The 18,672-nt window shown below is 62.3% G+C and carries 20 protein-coding genes; 9 read left to right on the top strand and 11 right to left on the bottom strand.

From position 1 onward, the window contains the following. Positions 1 to 85: 85 nt before the first annotated feature. Positions 86 to 808, top strand: a complete 723-nt coding sequence (gene rph, locus JV241A_RS26210; protein WP_115084671.1) for a ribonuclease PH — start codon at positions 86 to 88, stop codon at positions 806 to 808. A 25-nt stretch (positions 809 to 833) separates the two neighbouring features. After that, positions 834 to 1,202: a DUF4870 domain-containing protein gene (locus JV241A_RS26205; protein WP_115084672.1), complete on the top strand. Its 369-nt coding sequence runs from the start codon at positions 834 to 836 to the stop codon at positions 1,200 to 1,202. Between the two features lie 66 nt (positions 1,203 to 1,268). Here JV241A_RS26205 and JV241A_RS26200 read toward each other — a convergent pair whose 3' ends face one another. Continuing rightward, entirely contained in the window at positions 1,269 to 2,048 is a 780-nt protein-coding gene (locus JV241A_RS26200; RefSeq protein WP_010225880.1) for an exodeoxyribonuclease III, read from the bottom strand. A gap of 80 nt (positions 2,049 to 2,128) precedes the next feature. Here JV241A_RS26200 and pyrE point away from each other — a divergent pair, with 80 nt between their 5' ends. Beyond that, positions 2,129 to 2,770: an orotate phosphoribosyltransferase gene (gene pyrE / locus JV241A_RS26195; protein WP_010225878.1), complete on the top strand. Its 642-nt coding sequence runs from the start codon at positions 2,129 to 2,131 to the stop codon at positions 2,768 to 2,770. Positions 2,771 to 2,876: 106 nt separating this feature from the next. Here pyrE and argB read toward each other — a convergent pair whose 3' ends face one another. The 4 genes from argB to coaBC all read right to left on the bottom strand — a co-directional run bounded on the left by argB (position 2,877) and on the right by coaBC (position 6,995). Continuing rightward, positions 2,877 to 3,782 carry an acetylglutamate kinase gene (gene argB, locus JV241A_RS26190; protein ID WP_115084673.1) on the bottom strand — a complete coding sequence of 302 codons (906 nt, stop codon included), beginning with the start codon at positions 3,780 to 3,782 and terminating at the stop codon, positions 2,877 to 2,879. A 29-nt stretch (positions 3,783 to 3,811) separates the two neighbouring features. After that, positions 3,812 to 5,212 (bottom strand): phosphomannomutase/phosphoglucomutase, encoded by a 1,401-nt coding sequence (locus JV241A_RS26185; protein WP_115084674.1) that lies wholly within the window; start codon positions 5,210 to 5,212, stop codon positions 3,812 to 3,814. A 112-nt stretch (positions 5,213 to 5,324) separates the two neighbouring features. Continuing rightward, positions 5,325 to 5,780: a dUTP diphosphatase gene (gene dut / locus JV241A_RS26180; RefSeq protein ID WP_134065210.1), complete on the bottom strand. Its 456-nt coding sequence runs from the start codon at positions 5,778 to 5,780 to the stop codon at positions 5,325 to 5,327. Between the two features lie 6 nt (positions 5,781 to 5,786). Continuing rightward, positions 5,787 to 6,995 carry a bifunctional phosphopantothenoylcysteine decarboxylase/phosphopantothenate--cysteine ligase CoaBC gene (coaBC, locus tag JV241A_RS26175; RefSeq protein ID WP_115084676.1) on the bottom strand — a complete coding sequence of 403 codons (1,209 nt, stop codon included), beginning with the start codon at positions 6,993 to 6,995 and terminating at the stop codon, positions 5,787 to 5,789. Between the two features lie 133 nt (positions 6,996 to 7,128). Between coaBC and radC the strand changes: the two genes are divergently transcribed. Beyond that, entirely contained in the window at positions 7,129 to 7,803 is a 675-nt protein-coding gene (gene radC / locus JV241A_RS26170; protein WP_115084677.1) for a DNA repair protein RadC, read from the top strand. On the opposite strand, the gene JV241A_RS26165 is transcribed toward radC, so the two are convergent. After that, positions 7,800 to 9,389, bottom strand: a complete 1,590-nt coding sequence (locus JV241A_RS26165; protein ID WP_115084678.1) for an ABC transporter substrate-binding protein — start codon at positions 9,387 to 9,389, stop codon at positions 7,800 to 7,802. The genes radC and JV241A_RS26165 overlap by 4 nt on opposite strands. Before the next feature lie 362 nt (positions 9,390 to 9,751). On the opposite strand from JV241A_RS26165, the gene rpmB reads away from it, so the two are divergent. Next, positions 9,752 to 9,988, top strand: coding sequence for a 50S ribosomal protein L28 (rpmB, locus tag JV241A_RS26160; protein WP_010225868.1), 237 nt, complete (start codon positions 9,752 to 9,754; stop codon positions 9,986 to 9,988). 11 nt (positions 9,989 to 9,999) lie between these two features. Continuing rightward, a complete protein-coding gene (gene rpmG / locus JV241A_RS26155) occupies positions 10,000 to 10,155 on the top strand; it encodes a 50S ribosomal protein L33 (RefSeq protein WP_010225867.1) in 156 nt (51 codons plus the stop codon). A 97-nt stretch (positions 10,156 to 10,252) separates the two neighbouring features. On the opposite strand, the gene JV241A_RS26150 is transcribed toward rpmG, so the two are convergent. Beyond that, the gene (locus JV241A_RS26150; RefSeq protein ID WP_134065208.1) at positions 10,253 to 10,456 is read right to left on the bottom strand and encodes a hypothetical protein; all 204 of its coding nucleotides are present in this window, start codon (positions 10,454 to 10,456) and stop codon (positions 10,253 to 10,255) included. 83 nt (positions 10,457 to 10,539) lie between these two features. Beyond that, a complete protein-coding gene (locus JV241A_RS26145; RefSeq protein ID WP_115084680.1) occupies positions 10,540 to 10,899 on the bottom strand; it encodes a cupin domain-containing protein in 360 nt (119 codons plus the stop codon). A 199-nt stretch (positions 10,900 to 11,098) separates the two neighbouring features. Between JV241A_RS26145 and JV241A_RS26140 the strand changes: the two genes are divergently transcribed. Together JV241A_RS26140 and JV241A_RS26135 are read left to right on the top strand one after the other, a co-directional pair. Further along, entirely contained in the window at positions 11,099 to 12,592 is a 1,494-nt protein-coding gene (locus JV241A_RS26140; protein ID WP_115084681.1) for an aldehyde dehydrogenase, read from the top strand. Between the two features lie 86 nt (positions 12,593 to 12,678). Then, complete coding sequence (locus tag JV241A_RS26135; RefSeq protein WP_115084682.1) at positions 12,679 to 13,818, top strand: MFS transporter; 1,140 nt, start codon at positions 12,679 to 12,681, stop codon at positions 13,816 to 13,818. Here JV241A_RS26135 and JV241A_RS26130 read toward each other — a convergent pair. Both JV241A_RS26130 and JV241A_RS26125 read right to left on the bottom strand, forming a co-directional pair. Then, positions 13,815 to 15,371 carry a phospholipase D family protein gene (locus tag JV241A_RS26130; RefSeq protein ID WP_134065206.1) on the bottom strand — a complete coding sequence of 519 codons (1,557 nt, stop codon included), beginning with the start codon at positions 15,369 to 15,371 and terminating at the stop codon, positions 13,815 to 13,817. The two genes, JV241A_RS26135 and JV241A_RS26130, sit on opposite strands and share 4 nt — an antisense overlap. 60 nt (positions 15,372 to 15,431) lie before the next feature. Further along, positions 15,432 to 16,862 carry a PLP-dependent aminotransferase family protein gene (locus JV241A_RS26125; protein ID WP_134065204.1) on the bottom strand — a complete coding sequence of 477 codons (1,431 nt, stop codon included), beginning with the start codon at positions 16,860 to 16,862 and terminating at the stop codon, positions 15,432 to 15,434. A gap of 178 nt (positions 16,863 to 17,040) precedes the next feature. Between JV241A_RS26125 and JV241A_RS26120 the strand changes: the two genes are divergently transcribed. Next, the gene (locus tag JV241A_RS26120) at positions 17,041 to 17,271 is read left to right on the top strand and encodes a DUF1127 domain-containing protein (RefSeq protein WP_115084686.1); all 231 of its coding nucleotides are present in this window, start codon (positions 17,041 to 17,043) and stop codon (positions 17,269 to 17,271) included. Here the strand turns inward: JV241A_RS26120 and JV241A_RS26115 are convergent. Then, on the bottom strand, positions 17,268 to 18,572 hold the full coding sequence (locus JV241A_RS26115) for an FAD-binding oxidoreductase (RefSeq protein WP_134065202.1): 1,305 nt from the start codon (positions 18,570 to 18,572) through the stop codon (positions 17,268 to 17,270). The two genes, JV241A_RS26120 and JV241A_RS26115, sit on opposite strands and share 4 nt — an antisense overlap. Positions 18,573 to 18,672 lie beyond the last annotated feature (100 nt).

Raw genomic sequence — 18,672 nt, 5'->3', positions numbered from 1 at the left:
CGGGGCCTGCGACAATAGGCATGTCCTCATCGCCCGGCGCGCTCTATAATGCTGGGCAGATTCAAGTCCAGTACAGGTATCCCAAATGAAACGTCCAAGTGGTCGCGCTGCCGATCAGCTTCGCTCGATCCGCATCACCCGCAACTACACCAAACACGCCGAGGGGTCAGTACTGGTCGAGTTCGGTGACACCAAAGTCATCTGTACCGTCAGTGTCGAGAACGGTGTCCCGCGCTTCCTCAAAGGTCAGGGCCAGGGCTGGCTGACTGCCGAATACGGCATGTTGCCGCGCTCCACCGGCGAGCGTAACCAGCGCGAAGCCAGCCGTGGCAAGCAAGGCGGGCGCACCCTCGAAATCCAGCGCCTGATCGGCCGTTCCCTGCGCGCCGCGCTGGACATGAGCAAGCTGGGCGACATCACCCTGTACGTCGACTGCGACGTGATCCAGGCCGACGGCGGCACCCGCACCGCATCGATCACCGGCGCCATGGTTGCCCTGGTCGACGCTCTGCGCGTGGTCAAGAAGCGTGGCGGCCTGAAGGGCGGCGACCCGCTCAAGCACATGATCGCTGCCGTTTCGGTGGGCATGTACCAGGGTGAGCCGGTGCTCGACCTGGATTACCTCGAAGACTCGGCCGCCGAGACCGATCTGAACGTGGTGATGACCAGCCAGGGCGGTTTCATTGAAGTCCAGGGCACTGCCGAAGGCGCGCCATTCCAGCCGGAAGAGCTCAATGCCATGTTGGCATTGGCGCAAAAAGGCATGGTCGACCTGTTCGAACTGCAGCAAGCCTCGCTGGCTGACTGAATTCAACCCGGGCAAGGAGCAGAATATGACCGAGCAGCCGTTGCAGTTGCCTACCCCCAATGCCGAAGTGCGGCAGTGGGCAATGTTCTGCCACCTGGCCGCGCTGTTGGGCCTGGTCTTTCCCTTCGGTAGCCTGTTGGGGCCGTTGGTGATGTGGATCTGGAAGAAGGACGTCGATCCGTTTGTCGATGCCCAGGGCAAGGAAGCGTTGAACTTTCAGATCACCGTGTTCATTGCCTCGATCATCTGCGCCGTGCTGATGTTCGTGCTGATCGGTGTGGTGTTGTTCGGCATGCTGATGATCGCCGTGCTGATCCTGACCATCATGGCCGGGGTCAAGGCCAATGACGGCCAGCCTTATCGCTACCCGTTGACCTGGCGGCCGATCAAATAATGATCAGCTGAATGTTGCAGTGACAAAAAAGCCGACGCGAAGTCGGCTTTTTTGTGGCTGAGCAAATCAGATGGTCAGCGTCCAGTCGTAGTCCACGATCAGCGGCGCGTGCTGAGAAAAGCGCGGCTGGCGTGGCAGGCGTGCGCTGCGCACGAAACGGCGCAGGCCCGGGGTCAGCAACTGGTAGTCGAAGCGCCAGCCCAGGTTGAGCATCTCGGCTTGCTCGTTGTCTGGCCACCAGCTGTACTGGTCGCCTTCACGGCTGACTTCGCGCAGGGCATCGACATAACCCATGTTGCCGACAATCTCGTCCATCCAGGCGCGTTCCGGCGCCAGGAAGCCTGGAGATTGCTGGCCATCTCGCCAGTTCTTGACGTCGAGTTTCTGCTGCGCCACGTACAACGAGCCGCAATAGATGTATTCACGACGCTTGCGCCGTTGCTTGTCCAGGTACTTGGCGAAGTCGTCCATCAACTTGAACTTCTGGTTCAAGTCTTCATCGCCGTTCATTCCCGAAGGTAGCAACAGGGTTGCGATACTTACCTTGTCGAAATCGGCCTGCAGGTAACGTCCGTAGCGGTCGGCTGTCTCGAAGCCCAGGCCGCTGATGACTGCCTTGGGCTGCAACCGCGAATAAAGTGCCACGCCGCCTTGGGCGGGAACTTCTGCGTCGCAGGCATAAAGGAAGTAGCCATCGAGCTGGAAAGCTGGGTCGTCGAGTTCAAAGGCCGAGGCGCGGGTATCCTGAAGGCAGATGACGTCAGCATTCTGGGCTTGTAGCCAGCTGAGCAAACCACGCTCAACGGCAGCCTGAATGCCATTAACGTTCACACTGATGATCCGCATAAATGGCCCCAAAAATCTCGTGCGTGTATGATACCCGAGCTGTACTCAATTAGCTAAATCCGTGGTATCCGGGACTCTTCATGCAGCCGTATCAGCGCGACTTCATTCGTTTTGCCATCGACCGCGGGGTTCTGCGCTTCGGTGAATTCACCCTCAAGTCCGGGCGCACCAGCCCGTACTTCTTCAATGCCGGCCTGTTCAACAGCGGCTCGGCCCTGGCTCAGCTCGGGCGTTTCTATGCTGCGGCGATCGTCGACAGCAAGATCCCCTTCGACGTGCTGTTCGGCCCGGCCTACAAGGGTATCCCCCTGGCGGCAGCCACTGCCGTGGCCCTTGCCGAGCACCATGACCTCGACCTGCCATGGTGCTTCAACCGCAAAGAGGCCAAAGCCCATGGTGAAGGCGGTAGCCTGGTCGGCGCGCCGCTGACCGGCGATGTACTGATCATCGACGACGTGATCACTGCCGGCACTGCCATCCGCGAAGTCATGCAGATCATCCAGGGTCAGCAAGCCAAGGCTGCTGGCGTGCTGATCGCACTGAACCGCCAGGAGCGCGGCAACGGTGAGCTGTCGGCGATCCAGGAAGTCGAGCGTGACTTCGGCATCCCGGTGGTGAGCATCGTCTCGCTGACCCAGGTGCTGGAGTTCCTCGCCGACGACCCGGCGCTCAAGCAGCACTTGCCGGCCGTCGAGGCCTACCGGGCGCAGTACGGTATCTGAAGCCAATAAAAAAAGGCGACCATAGGGTCGCCTTTTTTTGTGCCTCATCGCGGGTCAAGCCCACTCCCACAGGCTCTGTAGGAGCGGGCTTGACCCGCGAAAGGGTTTAACGCGGCTTGTGATTGGTAATCAGGGTACCCACGCCGCTGTCGGTGAAGATCTCCAGCAGCACCGCGTTCGGCACCCGGCCATCGATGATGTGCGAGCTGTTGACCCCGCCTTGCACCGCTTCCAGTGCGCAGCGGATCTTCGGCAGCATGCCACCGTAGATGGTGCCGTCGGCGATCAGTTCGTTGACCTGCTCGGTGGTCAGGCCGGTGAGCACGGTGCCTTGCTTGTCCATCAGGCCGGCGATGTTGGTCAGCAGCATCAGCTTTTCAGCCTTCAGCGCTTCGGCCACTTTACCTGCCACCAGGTCGGCGTTGATGTTGTACGACTCGCCATTGGCGCCCACGCCGATTGGCGCGATCACCGGGATGAAGTCGCCTTTGACCAGCATGTTGAGCAGGTCGGTGTTGACCCCGACCACTTCGCCCACATGACCGATGTCGATGATTTCCGGGGTGGTCATCTCTGGCGTCTGACGGGTGACGGTGAGCTTCTTCGCGCGGATCAGCTCGGCATCCTTACCGGTCAAGCCGATGGCGCTGCCGCCATGACGGTTGATCAGGTTGACGATGTCCTTGTTGACCTGGCCGCCGAGGACCATCTCCACCACGTCCATGGTTTGCGCGTCGGTAACGCGCATGCCATCGATGAAGTGGCTTTCGATCGACAGGCGCTTGAGCAGGTCACCGATTTGCGGGCCGCCGCCGTGCACCACCACCGGGTTGATGCCGACGGCTTTCATCAGCACCACATCGCGGGCAAAACCGGTTTTGAGCTCTTCGCTCTCCATCGCGTTGCCGCCGTATTTGATCACCAGGGTCTTGCCGACAAAGCGGCGAATGTAAGGCAGCGCTTCGGACAAAACCTGGGCGACATGGGTGGCGGCATCGCGATCGAGGGTCATGCAGGGCTCCAGTTGGAACAGGGGGTCGGTCAGAACTTGGGTTGCAGGTCAGGGGCAACGCGCTTCAGTTGGGCGCGGAATACCTCTTTGATACGCTGCAGTTCGGCGTCGTTGTCGGCCTCGAAGCGCAATACCAACACCGGCGTGGTGTTGGAGGCGCGAACCAGGCCCCAGCCGTGGGGGTAGTCGACCCGCACACCATCGATGGTGGTCAGGTTGGCGTCGTTGCCCCAGTCGGCGTTGCGTTGCAGTGCATCAATGATGCTGAATTTACCCTCGTCGGTCACATCAATATTGATTTCCGGCGTGCAAATATCGTTCGGGAACGCAGCAAACAGCTGTTCGGCATCGGTTTTGGCCTTGCTGAGGATTTCCAGCAGGCGTGCGGCGCTGTAAATGCCGTCGTCAAAACCATACCAGCGCTCCTTGATGAAGATGTGACCGCTCATCTCGCCTGCGAGCAAAGCACCGGTCTGCTTCATCTTTTTCTTGATCAACGAGTGGCCGGTCTTCCACATTAGTGCGCGGCCACCGTATTGCTCGATCAACGGGGTCAGGCGACGGGTGCATTTGACGTCGAAGATGATCTCGGCGCCCGGATTTCTCTCAAGTACGTCCTGAGCGAACAGCATCAGCAGGCGGTCCGGGTAGACGATGCTGCCGGTGTTGGTGACCACGCCGACGCGGTCGCCATCGCCGTCGAAGGCCAGGCCCAGGTCGGCACCGGTTTCCTTGACCTTGGCAATCAGGTCGACCAGGTTCTCAGGTTTGCCTGGGTCCGGGTGGTGGTTGGGGAAGTTGCCATCAACCTCGCAGAACAGCGGGATCATCTCGCAGCCCAGGGCTTCGATGAGCTGGGGAGCGATCACGCCGGCCGCACCGTTGCCGCAGTCGACGACCACCTTGAGCTTTTTCCCCAGCTTGATATCACCGGTGATCTGCTTGAAGTAGCGATCGAGGATTTCGACTTTCTCGACGCTGCCTTCGCCACGGCTCAGGTCGTTGCTTTGCAGGCGGGTCAACAACGCCTGGATCTGTTCGTTGGCCAGGGTGTCGCCGGCTATGACGATCTTGAAGCCGTTGTAATTCGGCGGGTTGTGGCTGCCGGTGAGCATCACCCCGGACTTGCCGGCCAGCACGTTGGCGGCGTAGTACAGGGCAGGGGTCGGTACCAGGCCGACATCGCTGACCTTGCAGCCGGCTTCGACCAGGCCCTTGATCAGTTGCTCGACCAGCATCGGCCCGGACAGGCGGCCGTCACGGCCGACCGAGATGTTCGGTTCACCCTGGGCGAGGGTTTGTGCGCCGATGGCGCGACCGATCCAGTAGGCGGTTTCGGCGGTGAGGGTGTCACCGACCACGCCACGGATGTCATAAGCGCGGAAGATGCTGGCGGGAAGTACAGGTACCAGGTGTGCCATGTCGTTCATCTCTGGGGAGCTCCAATTTAGAGGGCGTGCAGGGCAGGCTCAAACTGAACGCTTTGACGGCCATTTCGCCAGAGAGTTCGCCATCCTTGGCTCGCGCTGGGCAACCGACGGATCAATGGCTACCGGAATGGCCGAAACCGCCAGCGCCGCGCTGGCTTTCGTCGAAGGCTTCGACGATATCGAAATGCGCCTGTACCACCGGTACCAGCACCAGCTGCGCGATGCGCTCGCCGATGGCGATGGTGAACGGGGTCTGGCCGCGGTTCCAGCAGGAAACCATCAGCTCGCCCTGGTAGTCGGAGTCGATCAGGCCGACCAGGTTGCCGAGGACGATACCGTGTTTGTGGCCAAGGCCCGAGCGCGGCAGGATCAGTGCCGCCAGGCCCGGATCACCGATGTAGACCGACAGGCCGGTAGGGATCAGCAGGGTCTGGCCAGGCTCGAGGACGGTGTCTTGCTTGAGCATGGCGCGTAGGTCGAGGCCGGCCGAACCCGGGGTGGCGTACTGCGGCAGCGGGAAGTCGCTGCCGATGCGTGGATCGAGAATCTTGGCTTGTAGAGCGTGCATGCGAAATTAAACCTGGTTGAGACGTTCGGCGATGAAAGCGACCAGCTGGCGGGCGATCTTGCCCTTGCTGGTCTGCGCGAAAATAGTTGCGTGAAGTTGACGGTCGATGACGCTGCAGGCGTTCTCCTCGCTGTTGAAGCCGATGCTGGGGTTGGCCACATCGTTGGCGACAATCAGGTCGAGGTTCTTGTCCTTGAGCTTGCGCGCGGCGTAATCGAGCAGGTGTTCGGTCTCGGCGGCAAAGCCGACGCTGAACGGGCGATCGGGGCGGGTGGAGATGCTGGCGAGAATGTCCGGATTACGGACCATCTGCAGCAGCAGGCCGTCACCTGTCGTAGGGTCTTTCTTGAGTTTTTGCGGGGCTACAACCTCTGGGCGGTAGTCTGCGACTGCTGCCGAGGCGATGAACACATCGCAGGGTATGGCCGCTTCGCAGGCGGCGAGCATGTCGCGGGCGCTGACCACGTCGATGCGGGTGACACGATCGGGCGTTGGCAAGTTCACCGGGCCGGTGACCAGGGTCACCTTGGCGCCGGCTTCGACAGCCGCTTCGGCCAGGGCAAAGCCCATTTTCCCCGAGCTGTGGTTGGTGATGTAGCGCACCGGGTCGATGTTTTCCTGGGTCGGGCCAGCAGTGATCAGCACGTGCTTGCCGGTCAGCGACTCGCGCTTGAAGGTCTCGGCGGCGCACCAGGCCAGGTCAGTGGCTTCGAGCATGCGGCCCAGGCCCACGTCGCCACAGGCCTGGCTGCCGGAGGCCGGGCCGAACACCTGGATATCACGGCTTTGCAGCAGCTCCAGGTTGGCCTGGGTGGCCGGGTCGCGCCACATCGCCTGGTTCATCGCCGGGGCCACGGCCACAGTGGCGTCGGTAGCCAGTACCAGGGTGGTCAGCAGATCGTCGGCAACACCCTGTGCCAGGCGCGCGAGCAGGTCGGCGGTGGCTGGGGCAATCAGCACCAGGTCGGCCCACTTGGCCAGTTCGATATGGCCCATCGCCGCTTCGGCAGCAGGGTCCAATAGGTCCATGTGCACCGGATGCCCGGACAAGGCCTGCATGGTCAGTGGGGTGATGAATTCGGCGCCGCCACGGGTCATGACGACGCGTACTTGGGCGCCGTGTTCCAGGAGTCGGCGAACCAGCTCGGCACTCTTGTAGGCGGCAATGCCGCCGCCGACGCCGAGAACGATGCGCTTCCGATACAGCCGCTGCATAGGCTTGCCTTTTGCTCAGTGATTACACGCGGCGACGACGCCTCCCCAGGCCGGTTCGTCGCGTAAAAATGAGCGGCTAATGTAGCACAGGGCTCAAACCGGGAGCAGTAACCGAAAGACAGAGGGAATTGTCATGAGTATCAGGGACTGGCCTGCGGCGGAAAGACCGCGGGAAAAACTGTTGGAGTCGGGGGCGGGCAGCCTGTCGGATGCTGAGCTGCTGGCGATCTTTCTGCGCACGGGCGTGCGTGGGCGTAGCGCGGTCGACCTGGCCAGGCATTTGCTCGGGCGCTTCGGCAGCTTGCGCGGGCTGCTCGAGGCTGACAGCCGCAGCTTCAACGGCGAACTCGGGCTGGGGCCGGCGAAGTTCGCCCAGTTGCAAGCCGTGCTGGAAATGTCCCGGCGCCACCTGGCTGAGCGCCTGCGGCGCGATTCAGCCTTGCAGAGCCCGCAAGCGGTCAAGGATTACCTCAAGGCGTGTCTGCGCCACGAGCCGCACGAAGTGTTCGGTTGCCTGTTTCTCGACAGCAAGCACCGGGTGCTGGCCTTCGAGGCGCTGTTCCAGGGTTCGATCAACAGCGCCAGTGTCTATCCCCGGCAAGTGATCAAGCGGGCCCTGGCGCACAACGCTGCGGCGTTGATCCTCTGCCACAACCATCCCTCGGGGGTGAGCGAGCCCAGCGATGCCGACCTGGTGCTGACCCGGCGCCTGACCAAGGCCCTGGACATGATCGAAGTCCGCGTGCTCGACCATTTCGTCATCGGCGACGGCGAGCCGCTGTCGATGGCTGAGCACGGCTGGCTTTAACGCGAAGTACTGACCCCGGCAAAGTCCTGGCGGCCGAACGGGCTGACCTGATAACCCTGGACATCCTTGCGGGCCAGCACGGCGGCCGTCGGGTGGGCCAGGGGCAGCCACAAGGCCTGCTGCTGGATCAGCGTCTGGGCCTGCTGGTACAGGCGACTGCGCACGCTCTGGTCGTTGGTGGTCTTGCCGGCGCTGATCAGCTGGTCGAGGCGCTGATCGCAGTAGCGGGCGAAGTTGGTCCCGGACTTGACCGCCGCGCAGGAAAACTGTGGGCTGAGGAAGTTGTCCGGGTCGCCGTTGTCGCCGGCCCAGCCCATGAACAGCAGGTCGTGCTCGCCGGCCTTGGCCCGGCGGATCAGCTCGCCCCATTCGATCACGCGGATTTCGGCCTTGATGCCGATTTTACCCAGGTCTGCCTGCAATAACTGAGCGCCAAGGCTGGGGTTGGGGTTGAGCAGGCTGCCTTGCGGGCGGGTCCAGATGGTGGTGCTGAAGCCGTCCTTGAGGCCGGCCTTGGTGAGCAGCGCCCGGGCCTTGTCGAGGTTGGCCGGATAGCCGGGCAGGTCCTTGGCGTAGCTCCAGGTGTTGGGTGGGTACGGACCATTGGCGGCAACGGCGGTATCTTCGAACACAGCCTTGAGGTAGCTGGCCTTGTCGAAGGCGAGGTTGATGGCCTGGCGCACTTCCGGCTTGTCCAGTGGCGCGTGCTGGCTATTGATGGCGACGAACGCAGTCATGAAGGCTTCGGTCTTTTCTACCTTCAGGGTCGGATCCTCGCTGGCCGCGGCGATATCCAGCGGTTTTGGCGACAGTGCGATCTGGCACTCGTTGCGCTTGAGTTTTTGCAGGCGCACGTTGGCGTCGGGGGTGATGGCGAAGATCAGTGGATCAACCCCAGGCTTGCCGGCAAAGTAGTCCGGGTTGGCCCGGTAGCGGATTACCGCGTCCTTCTGGAAGCGATTGAACACGAAAGGCCCGGTGCCGATTGGCTGGCTGTTGAGCTTCTCCGGAGTACCGGCCTTGAGCAGTTGGTCGGCGTACTCGGCGGAGTAGATCGAGGCAAAGCCCATGCTCAGGGTGGCCAGGAAAGTGGCGTCGGGGTGATCGAGGGTAAAGCGCACGGTCAGCGGGTCTACCGCCTCGATCTGCTTGATCAGGCTGGGCAACTGCAGTGACTGGGCGTGCGGGTAGCCGCTCTGGGCGATCTTGTGCCAGGAATGGGCGGGGTAGAGCATGCGCTGGAAGCTGAACAGCACGTCGTCGGCGTCCAGGGTGCGATTGGGCTTGAAGTAGCCGGTGCTGTGGAATTTCACCCCCGGGCGCAGCTTGAACTCGTAGATCAGGCCGTCCGGCGACACCGTCCAGCTTTGCGCCAGGCTCGGCACTACCTGGCCCTGGCGTGCGTCGAACTCGACCAGGCGGTTCATCAATACATCGGCCGAGGCATTGGTGGTGGTCAGCGAGTTGTACTGGACCACGTCGAAGCCTTCGGGGCTGGCTTCGGTGCATACGCTCAGCGCAGCCGCCTGGGCGAAAGCCGGGCCGAGCAGGGTGGCGAACAACAGGGGTAGAACGGCAGCGCGCATGGGGATTCCTTGGCTGATCGATGGCCCATCTGCCAATGCAGTCTGGAAAAGTCCTACCCTAGTGTGCCGTGAGGCAAATGACCATATCCTTTTTTGCCGATCGGGCGACGGGCGGTCGACAGCCGGCCGGGCCAGTGGTTATGCTGCTCCGGCGTGTCGAACAGCAAGTCAAAGCACATCTTCTGTTGTTGTGCTCTGGTCTTTCTGGTATAAAGCAGCGCTCTTTTCTAGGGGCTCGGCTTGTCGCATCTGCTGACCGAGTCGATAAGACCCTGAAGAAACACGGCGCCTGGCGCCAAAGACTGAGAGATTAAGCGGCCAACCCATGCCGGGTTGGGCATGTGGTTTTAGAGGGCTGAGGCATGTCGAGAGTCTGTCAAGTTACCGGTAAGGGTCCGGTAACCGGGAATAACATTTCCCACGCAAACAACAAAACCCGTCGTCGTTTCCTGCCGAACCTGCAGCATCATCGCTTCTGGGTCGAGTCCGAGAAGCGTTTCGTGCGTCTGCGCGTATCTGCCAAAGGCATGCGCATCATCGACAAGCGCGGCATCGATGCCGTTCTGGTCGACATTCGCCGTAACGGCGCTAAGGTCTAAGGGAGAGAATCATGCGTGAATTGATCCGTCTGGTGTCGACCGCTAATACCGGCCACTTCTACACCACCGACAAGAACAAGCGCACCACTCCGGACAAAATCGAAATCAAAAAATTCGATCCGGTTGTTCGCAAGCACGTGATCTACAAGGAAGCCAAGATCAAGTAATTGATCCGGCTGACGAAAAAAGGGCCCGTATCTCAGGATACGGGCCCTTTTTTTTTATGCCGCTTTTTCGGTACCAGGGCCTAAGCCCGGCTGTCGATCAGTTGAAGGCGAACGATTTAATCTTGCCGTCCGCATCCCCCTCGATCTGAATCCGCTCCGGATCATACTCGCGAGTCGAGCGGTCATTGATGCCGACGACGCGGTCACGACCGGTCAACTCACTGACGTAGGCTTTGACGCTAGGTACATAGCGGGTGCCGATAAGGTGATCGATCTGTTGCAGGGCTTCTTCGTTGGTCATGACGTTGCTTCCTTCGATTGATTGAATGCCCGGTTGGGCAACGCCATGCTCTGTTGGACAAGTCCTGCTCGAGCGGTAGATATTTATTTCTGCTCGAACATCACATAGATCTTGCGGCACGGTTCCAGCACTTCCCAGGTGCCCTTGAAGCCCGCCGGGATCACGAAGCGGTCGCCAGCGCGCAGGGTTTTTGCCCCGCCGTCCTCATCACGAAGTACCGAGACGCCTTGAACGATCTCGCAATACTCATGTTCGGTGTAATTGACGGTCCATTGCCCGACCGCGCCTTCCCAGACGCCCGCATGAAACTGTGAGCACGGGCTGGAGTAGTGGTTGTAGACCGCCTGCTCGGGATCGCCCTTGAGCACCTTTTCTGCGGCGGGGCGGTAGCGCTCGGCCTCGGTCAGCACCTGGGCAAAGTCGATGATCTGGTTAATGCGCATGGTCGGGTCCCCTTTTTGTTGTTTAATAAAATGAACATCAGTAGGTGTTTGGTGTGATTATGTCAAATATATTGAAAATTAGGGCGCCGGTGGTTTAGGGTGGCAGGTGCCTGTGCGCGTGTGTCGCCCAGCCAGAATTTTCGACAGTGCCCCCAAGCCCTCGTGCGGCACTGCACCTTAACAAGAGGAGGAGTTTCGTATGACCACCCTGACTCGTGCGGACTGGGAGCAACGTGCCCAGCAACTGAAGATCGAAGGCCGTGCTTTCATCAATGGTGAATACACCGCTGCCGTTTCCGGCGCCACGTTCGAGTGCCTCAGCCCGGTCGACGGACGCCTCCTGGCGCAGATCGCCAGCTGCGACGAGGCCGATGCCAACCGCGCCGTGGAAAATGCCCGTGCCACCTTCGCCTCCGGCGTCTGGTCGCGCCTGGCCCCGGCCAAGCGCAAGGCCACCATGATTCGTTTCGCCGGCCTGCTCAAGCAGAACGTCGAAGAGCTGGCCCTGCTGGAAACCCTGGACATGGGCAAGCCGATCAGCGACTCGCTGAACATCGACGTGCCAGGTGCCGCCCAGGCCCTGAGCTGGAACGGTGAAGCGATCGACAAGATCTACGACGAAGTCGCCGCCACCCCGCATGATCAGCTGGGTCTGGTGACCCGTGAGCCGGTGGGCGTGGTTGCTGCCATCGTGCCGTGGAACTTCCCGCTGCTGATGGCCTGCTGGAAGCTCGGCCCGGCGCTGGCCACCGGTAACTCGGTGGTGCTCAAGCCTTCGGAAAAGTCGCCACTGACCGCCATCCGCATCGCCCAACTGGCGATCGAGGCTGGTATCCCGGCCGGCGTGCTCAACGTGCTGCCAGGCTATGGTCACACCGTCGGCAAGGCCCTGGCCCTGCACATGGACGTCGATACCCTGGTGTTCACCGGTTCGACCAAGATCGCCAAGCAGTTGATGATCTACGCTGGCGAGTCGAACATGAAGCGCGTCTGGCTGGAAGCCGGTGGCAAGAGCCCGAACATCGTCTTCGCTGACGCCCCGGACCTCAACGCCGCTGCCGAATCCGCTGCCAGCGCCATCGCCTTCAACCAGGGCGAAGTCTGCACCGCAGGTTCGCGCCTGCTGGTCGAGCGCTCGATCAAGGACAAGTTCCTGCCGCTGGTGCTCGAAGCACTCAAGGCCTGGAAGCCGGGCAACCCGCTGGACCCAGCCACCACCGTCGGTGCCCTGGTCGATACCCAGCAGATGAACACCGTGCTGTCCTACATCGACGCTGGCCACAGCGATGGCGCCAAGCTGCTGGTGGGCGGCAAGCGCATTCTCGAGGAAACCGGCGGCACCTACGTCGAACCGACTATCTTCGACGGCGTGACCAATGCCATGAAGATCGCCCAGGAAGAGATCTTCGGCCCGGTGCTGTCGGTCATCACCTTCGACTCCACCGAAGAAGCGATCAACATCGCCAACGACACCCCGTACGGCCTGGCTGCCGGTGTGTGGACCGCCGACATCTCCAAGGCGCACCTGACCGCCAAGGCCCTGCGTGCCGGTAGCGTGTGGGTCAACCAGTACGATGGCGGCGACATGACCGCGCCGTTCGGCGGCTTCAAACAGTCGGGCAACGGCCGCGACAAGTCGCTGCATGCGCTGGACAAGTACACCGAGCTGAAAGCGACCTGGATCAAACTGTAAGTCCTGGCGGACCTGTCGCGGGGCAAGCCCTCTTCCACAGTGTGGGAGCGGGCTTGCCCCGCGATTTTTTTGGAAGGAAGACGCCGATGCGTTGGGGAACCTATTTCGCCGTGCTGGCGGCCGTGCTCAGTGTCGGTCTGGCCTTGGGCGTCAGTATGCCGCTGGTGTCGTTACGCCTGGAGGGCTGGGGCTACGGCAGCTTTGCTATCGGCGTGATGGCGGCAATGCCGGCCATTGGCGTGCTGGTCGGTGCCAGCCTTTCCAGCCGTCTGGCTGCGCGCTTCGGCACGCCGGGGCTGATGCGCCTGTGCCTGTGGGCCGGGGCGTTTTCCATCGGCCTGCTGGCGCTGCTACCCAGTTATCCGTTATGGCTGGCCCTGCGCTTGCTGATCGGGGTGATCCTGACCATCGTCTTCATTCTTGGCGAAAGCTGGATCAACCAGCTGGTGGTCGAACAGTGGCGCGGACGTCTGGTGGCACTGTATGGCAGCAGCTATGCCCTGAGCCAGTTGGCCGGGCCGCTGTTGCTCGGCGTCGTGGGTTCGGAAGATGACCTGGGCTTCTGGCTCGGTGCCGGCCTGCTGATTGCCGCGCCGCTGGTACTGCTCGGTCGCGATGGCGCGCCCAGTGCCGAATCCTGCAGTGTGACCTTCGCGGACCTGTTCGGCTTCTGTCGGCGCTTGCCAGTGATCGCCTGGGCCATTGCTTTGTTTGCTGCCTTCGAGGCCATGATTCTGACCTTGCTGCCGGTCTACTGCCTGCAGCAGGGTTTCACCACCGAAATCGCCCTGTTCATGGTCAGCACTGTAGTGGTCGGTGATGCGCTGCTGCAGTTGCCGATTGGCGCGTTGGCCGACCGCATGTCGCGGCGCACGCTGTTCAGTGGTTGCGCATTGACCCTGCTGGCTTCAAGCCTGGCGATTCCGCTGCTGCTGCAAACGCCGCTGATCTGGCCGCTGTGGGTGCTGTTCGGCGCCAGTGCTGGCGGCCTGTTCACCTTGTCGCTGGTGCTGATTGGCGAGCGTTATCGCGACGACGCGCTGGTTCGCGCCAATGCCCACGTTGCGCAGCTGTGGGGCATCGGTTGCCTGATCGGGCCGCTGGCGGCAGGGGCGGGCAGCCAGTGGGTCAGTGGGCATGCGCTGCCGCTGTTCATGGCTTTGGGCGCGTTTGGCCTGGTGCTGCTTGCGCGGCGGCCCAATGCTTTCGAGCCGGCCCCGGTCTAGAGCATCTTCTCCAGGCCCACGGCCTTGCTGATCCAGGCGTTGAAGCGCCGCCAGACGCCGCCGGGCTCGGTGGTCAGGGTGTGCAGGCGGTGGTTGTCTTCGGTCACCCAGACCAGCTGGCCATCGACCAGTTGCGGCTGGTAGCTGAGGGCCGGGGCCATGCCTTGGGCAGCCAGTTCGCGGGTGTACTCGGCCAGCTCCGGGCTGTCGACCAGCACGCCGACTTCGGTGTTCCACAGCACCGAGCGCGGGTCGAAGTTGAACGAACCGATGAAGGTCTTCTTGCGATCGAAGACGATCGCCTTGCTGTGCAGGCTGGAGTCGGAGCTGCCGCGCAAATTGACACTGCGGCTTGCGCTCGGATCGCCCGGCTGGCGGCGCAGTTCATACAGATGCACGCCGTGCTCGAGCAGTGCCTTGCGATAGGGGGCGTAGCCGCCGTGCACCGCCGGTACATCGGTGGCTTCCAGCGAGTTGGTCAGCAACTTCACCGAAACGCCTTTGTCGGCATGGCTGGTCAGGTAGAGCAGGCCGGACTCGCGGGGCACGAAGTAGGCCGAGATCAGGATCAGTTCGTGCTGGACATTGTTCAGGTCGGGCGCCAGTTGCTGAGACATCAACAACTGCGGGTCGGGCTCATCGCGGGCCAGGACCTTGCTCGGCGCGTCCCAGAGCGCCTGGTTATGGGCCCAGATCAGCTCGTTGCGCCACACATCCAGGCGCGGCCGGGTCTGGTAGGCCATCAGCCGGTCATAGAGTGCCTGGCGCTTGATCCGTGCTTCAGCCAGTGAGGCCTCCAGGCGCTGACGGCTTTCGCGCAAGTCGCGAGCGTCCGGTTGGGTGAGCAGGAAGTCGCCAATGGGCTTGCTCAAGGCGCTGTTCCAGTATTGATCGAAGCTGTGCCCCAATTGCTCGGCCACCGGGCCGACGCCGAGCAAGTCGATGTCGGTGAAGTTCAGGTTGGGTTCGGCATCGAAATACTCATCTCCCAGGTTGCGCCCGCCGACGATGGCCATGCTGTTGTCCACCAGCCACAGCTTGTTGTGCATGCGCCGATGCTGCAGCGACAGGTTGAACAGTCGGCCCATGGCCCGGGTCACGCCGGTGCTGCGGCCCAGGTGTAACGGGTTGAACACGCGGATGTGGATGTTCGGATGCGCGGCCAGGGTGCCCATCAGTTCGTCGAGGCCGTCACTGGTGGTGTCATCGAGCAGGATGCGCACCCGTACGCCGCGGTCGGCGGCTTGCAGCAGTTCATGCACCAGGGCGCGGGTGCTCAGGCCGTCGTGGACGATGTAATACTGCAGGTCGATGCTCGACCGGGCGTTGCGGATCAGTTCGGCGCGGGCGCGGAAGGCTTCATTGCTGTTGGGCAGCAGGCGAAACCCCGAGCGTCCGTCATAGGCCGAGGCCTGGCGCTGTACTGAGCGGCCGAACGACGACTCGCTGGCCGGCAGGACCTGGCTGATTTCCCGTGGCTGGCTGACGCTGGCACAGCCGCCCAGGCCGAGCAGCAGCGACAGCAGTAGGGGCAGCACCCGCTGGCTTTTCAAGAAAATTCGTCCTGTTACAACTGAAGCATATGGATATGGACCGCGAGCGGCGGCGGAAAGTTACCCGTTGCTGTGCTCTTGGGCCAGTAGACGAATGGCGGTCTCGCCGACCTTGCGCACCGCCGCTTCGATCTCGGCGCTGGGGCGTGCGGCGAAGTTCATCCGCAGGCAGTTACGGTACTTGCCCGAGGCCGAGAAAATACTGCCGACGGCAATCTGCACCCCTTGCCCAAGTAAAGCCCGGTTCAGGCGCAATGTGTCGAAACTTTCCGGCAGCTCCACCCAGAGCATGAAGCCGCCCTGAGGCCGGCTGGCGCGGGTGCCCGGTGGAAAGTAGCGGGTGACCCAGTCGCTCATCTGGTCGCGCCCGCGCTGGTACTGGCTGCGCATGCGCCGCAGGTGCGGCTGGTAGTGTCCGCCTTCGATGAAGTCGGCGATGGCCAGTTGTGGCTGCGTGGCGGTGCATCCGGTGCTGATGTACTTCATGTGCAGCACCCGCTCCAGGTAACGCCCGGGGGCTACCCAGCCAATACGCAGGCCTGGCGCCAGGGTTTTGGAGAACGAGCTGCACAGCAGCACCCGACCGTCCTCGTCGAACGACTTGATGGTCCGTGGCCTGGGATAGGTGTAGGCCAGGTCGCCATACACATCGTCTTCGAGGATCGCCACGTCGAAGCGTTGCGCCAGGGTCAGCAAAGCCTTCTTGCGCGCCTCGGGCATGATGTAGCCGAGCGGGTTGTTGCAGTTCGGGGTGATCTGGATGAGCTTGATCGGCCATTGCTCCATGGCCAGTTCCAGGGCTTCGAGACTGATCCCGGTGAGCGGGTCGGTGGGGATTTCCAGGGCCTTCATGCCCAGGCCCTTGAGGGTCTGCATGGCGCCATGAAAGCTGGGCGAATCCACCGCGACGATATCACCGGGCTGGCACACCGCACGGATGCTGCTCGACAGCGCTTCGTGGCAGCCGGTGGTGACCACCAGGTCCGCCGGGCTCACGGTACAGCCGGAATCGAGCATCAGCCGGGCGATCTGCTCGCGCAGGGCCTGGGTGCCGGAGATGGTGTCGTAGTACAGGCCGGGCATGTCCTGACGCCTGCTGAGCTGGGCCAGGCTGCGCAGCAGCGGCTTGAGGGTCGGGCTGTCGATGTCGGGCATGCCACGGCCCAACTGCACCACGTCCTTGCTCGGCACGCTGCGAATCAGCTCGATGACCTGCTCCCATTGGGAAATATCCACCGGGCGTTGTGCCGGCCGACTGACATCGGGGAGGGCAGGCAGGCTGCGATTGTTGGGCACGAAGTAACCGGATTTCGGCCGGGGCGCGGCCAGGCCGTTGTCTTCCAGCAGGCGATAGGCCTGCTGGACGGTGCTCAGGCTGACACCATGCTCGAGGCTCAGGGCGCGCACCGAAGGCAAGCGATCGCCGGGACGGTACAGGCCTTGTTCGATGCGGGCGCCGAGCAACTCGGCGAGGTTGACGTACAGCGTCATGGCATACTCCGGAGGGCGGCTACAGCAACTGACCAATACAGATGGGGAAAAAATACAGCATTCAGTAGGAAATCTGCCAATTCTGTATGGAAATAATAGTCAGGCTTTGGATCTGTAATGGTTTTGCACCGACGCGCATGCTTGCTCCACGGTTCACACACCCTGGAGGTAACAAGCAATGAGCGGCATGAGCGATGTGCGCCTGAAACTGTATGCCGAAGAACTGAGCCGCGAGCAGCGCACCCGGTTATCCAGTACGCCCGCCGGCCTCAACCGCTGGGGCCTGATGGTTCATCGCTGGCATACCCGCAGGGCGCTGCTGGAGCTGGACGCCGCACAGTTGCGCGATGTCGGTCTGACCCGTGAGCAGGCCCGCGAGGAAGGGTTGAAACCCTTCTGGCGCTCTTAGGTCAGCTCTTTCAGTCGGTGCCAGAGCATGCCCAGGGCCAGTAGCGGCGAGCGCAGGTGCTTGCCGCCCGGGAAGGTGATGTGCGGTACCCGGGCGAACAGGTCGAAGCGCCCGCTGTGCTGGCCGCTGATGGCTTCGCCGAGCAGCCTGCCGGCCAGGTGCGTGGCATTGAGGCCATGGCCGGAGTAGGCCTGGGCGAAGTACACGTTGGGCTGGTCGGGCAGGCGGCCGATCTGCGGCAGGCGATTGGCACCGATGCCGATCATCCCGCCCCATTGATAGTCGATACGTACATCGGCGAGCTGTGGGAACACCTTGAGCATCTTCGGTCGCATATAGGCGGCGATATCCTGCGGATCACGCCCGGAATAGTGGCAGGCGCCGCCGAACAGCAGCCGGCGATCGGCGGACAGACGGTAATAGTCCAGGGCCACGCGCTGGTCGCAGACGGCCATGTTTTGCGGCAGCAACTGGCTGGCCTGGGCCTCGCTCAGGGGTTCGGTGGCGATGATATAGCTGCCGGCGGGCAGCACCTTGCCGCCAAGCTCGGCATTCAGGTCGTTCAGGTAGGCGTTGCAACCCAGCACCAGGGTGCTGGCATGGACGGTCCCGTTGGCGGTGTGCACCCGCACTTGCGAGCCATAGTCGATCCGTGTCACCGCCGACTGCTCGAACAGACGCACGCCCAGCTTGCTGGCGACGACCGCTTCGCCCAGGGCCAGGTTAAGCGGATGCAGATGTCCCGAGCCCATGTCGATCAGGCCACCAACGTAGCGGTCCGAGCCGACTACGCTGTGCATCTGCTCCGGCTGCACCAGGCGTAGCTCATGGCGGTAACCCAAACTGCGCAGCTCTTCGGCGTCCTCGGCGAAACCCTGCAGGTCACGGGGTTTGTTGGCCAGGTCGCAGTAGCCCCAGGCCAGGTCGCAGTCGATGGCGTGGCGCTCGATTCGCTCGCGGACAATATCTACCGCTTCCAGGCCCATCAGCTTGAGCTCTCGCACGCCGTCGCTGCCAAGGATCGGGGTGAATTGCTCAAGGCCATGGCCGACTCCGCGAATCAGCTGGCCGCCATTGCGCCCGCTGGCGCCCCAACCGATCTTGCGCGCCTCCAGCAGGATCACATTGAGGCCGCGTTCGGCCAGTTCGATTGCCGTGTTCAGCCCGGAAAAACCGCCGCCGACCACGCAGACGTCACAACTCAGTTCGCCCTGCAGCTGTGGGTAATCCGCCTGTGGGACGCTGCTGGCAGCGTAGTAGGAAGCGGTGTGCGAGGCGGGCTGCTGAACGCCGGCGTTCATGGCATTGTCCTGGTTCTGAGTGTTTGGAAAATTTTACGCAGGATAAGCTGCGCTTTCAGGGGCGGGCAACCGTAGGGCAAAATAGTGCGCCACACTTCTT

The organism is Pseudomonas sp. JV241A (genome assembly GCF_900275665.1).
GTDB classification, from domain to species: Bacteria; Pseudomonadota; Gammaproteobacteria; order Pseudomonadales; family Pseudomonadaceae; genus Aquipseudomonas; species Aquipseudomonas wadenswilerensis.
The sequence above is the reverse complement of the archived record's forward strand: the minus strand, read 5'-3'. Positions and strand labels throughout refer to the sequence as shown.

Bases quoted from the DNA above. Each gene is read 5' to 3' on its own strand.
- rph (WP_115084671.1), top strand. From the start codon at position 86: ATGAAACGTCCAAGTGGTCGCGCTGCCGATCAGCTTCGCTCGATCCGC.
- JV241A_RS26205 (WP_115084672.1), top strand. From the start codon at position 834: ATGACCGAGCAGCCGTTGCAGTTGCCTACCCCCAATGCCGAAGTGCGG.
- JV241A_RS26200 (WP_010225880.1), bottom strand. From the start codon at position 2,048: ATGCGGATCATCAGTGTGAACGTTAATGGCATTCAGGCTGCCGTTGAG.
- pyrE (WP_010225878.1), top strand. From the start codon at position 2,129: ATGCAGCCGTATCAGCGCGACTTCATTCGTTTTGCCATCGACCGCGGG.
- argB (WP_115084673.1), bottom strand. From the start codon at position 3,782: ATGACCCTCGATCGCGATGCCGCCACCCATGTCGCCCAGGTTTTGTCC.
- JV241A_RS26185 (WP_115084674.1), bottom strand. From the start codon at position 5,212: ATGAACGACATGGCACACCTGGTACCTGTACTTCCCGCCAGCATCTTC.
- dut (WP_134065210.1), bottom strand. From the start codon at position 5,780: ATGCACGCTCTACAAGCCAAGATTCTCGATCCACGCATCGGCAGCGAC.
- coaBC (WP_115084676.1), bottom strand. From the start codon at position 6,995: ATGCAGCGGCTGTATCGGAAGCGCATCGTTCTCGGCGTCGGCGGCGGC.
- radC (WP_115084677.1), top strand. From the start codon at position 7,129: ATGAGTATCAGGGACTGGCCTGCGGCGGAAAGACCGCGGGAAAAACTG.
- JV241A_RS26165 (WP_115084678.1), bottom strand. From the start codon at position 9,389: ATGCGCGCTGCCGTTCTACCCCTGTTGTTCGCCACCCTGCTCGGCCCG.
- rpmB (WP_010225868.1), top strand. From the start codon at position 9,752: ATGTCGAGAGTCTGTCAAGTTACCGGTAAGGGTCCGGTAACCGGGAAT.
- rpmG (WP_010225867.1), top strand. From the start codon at position 10,000: ATGCGTGAATTGATCCGTCTGGTGTCGACCGCTAATACCGGCCACTTC.
- JV241A_RS26150 (WP_134065208.1), bottom strand. From the start codon at position 10,456: ATGACCAACGAAGAAGCCCTGCAACAGATCGATCACCTTATCGGCACC.
- JV241A_RS26145 (WP_115084680.1), bottom strand. From the start codon at position 10,899: ATGCGCATTAACCAGATCATCGACTTTGCCCAGGTGCTGACCGAGGCC.
- JV241A_RS26140 (WP_115084681.1), top strand. From the start codon at position 11,099: ATGACCACCCTGACTCGTGCGGACTGGGAGCAACGTGCCCAGCAACTG.
- JV241A_RS26135 (WP_115084682.1), top strand. From the start codon at position 12,679: ATGCGTTGGGGAACCTATTTCGCCGTGCTGGCGGCCGTGCTCAGTGTC.
- JV241A_RS26125 (WP_134065204.1), bottom strand. From the start codon at position 16,862: ATGACGCTGTACGTCAACCTCGCCGAGTTGCTCGGCGCCCGCATCGAA.
- JV241A_RS26120 (WP_115084686.1), top strand. From the start codon at position 17,041: ATGAGCGGCATGAGCGATGTGCGCCTGAAACTGTATGCCGAAGAACTG.
- JV241A_RS26115 (WP_134065202.1), bottom strand. From the start codon at position 18,572: ATGAACGCCGGCGTTCAGCAGCCCGCCTCGCACACCGCTTCCTACTAC.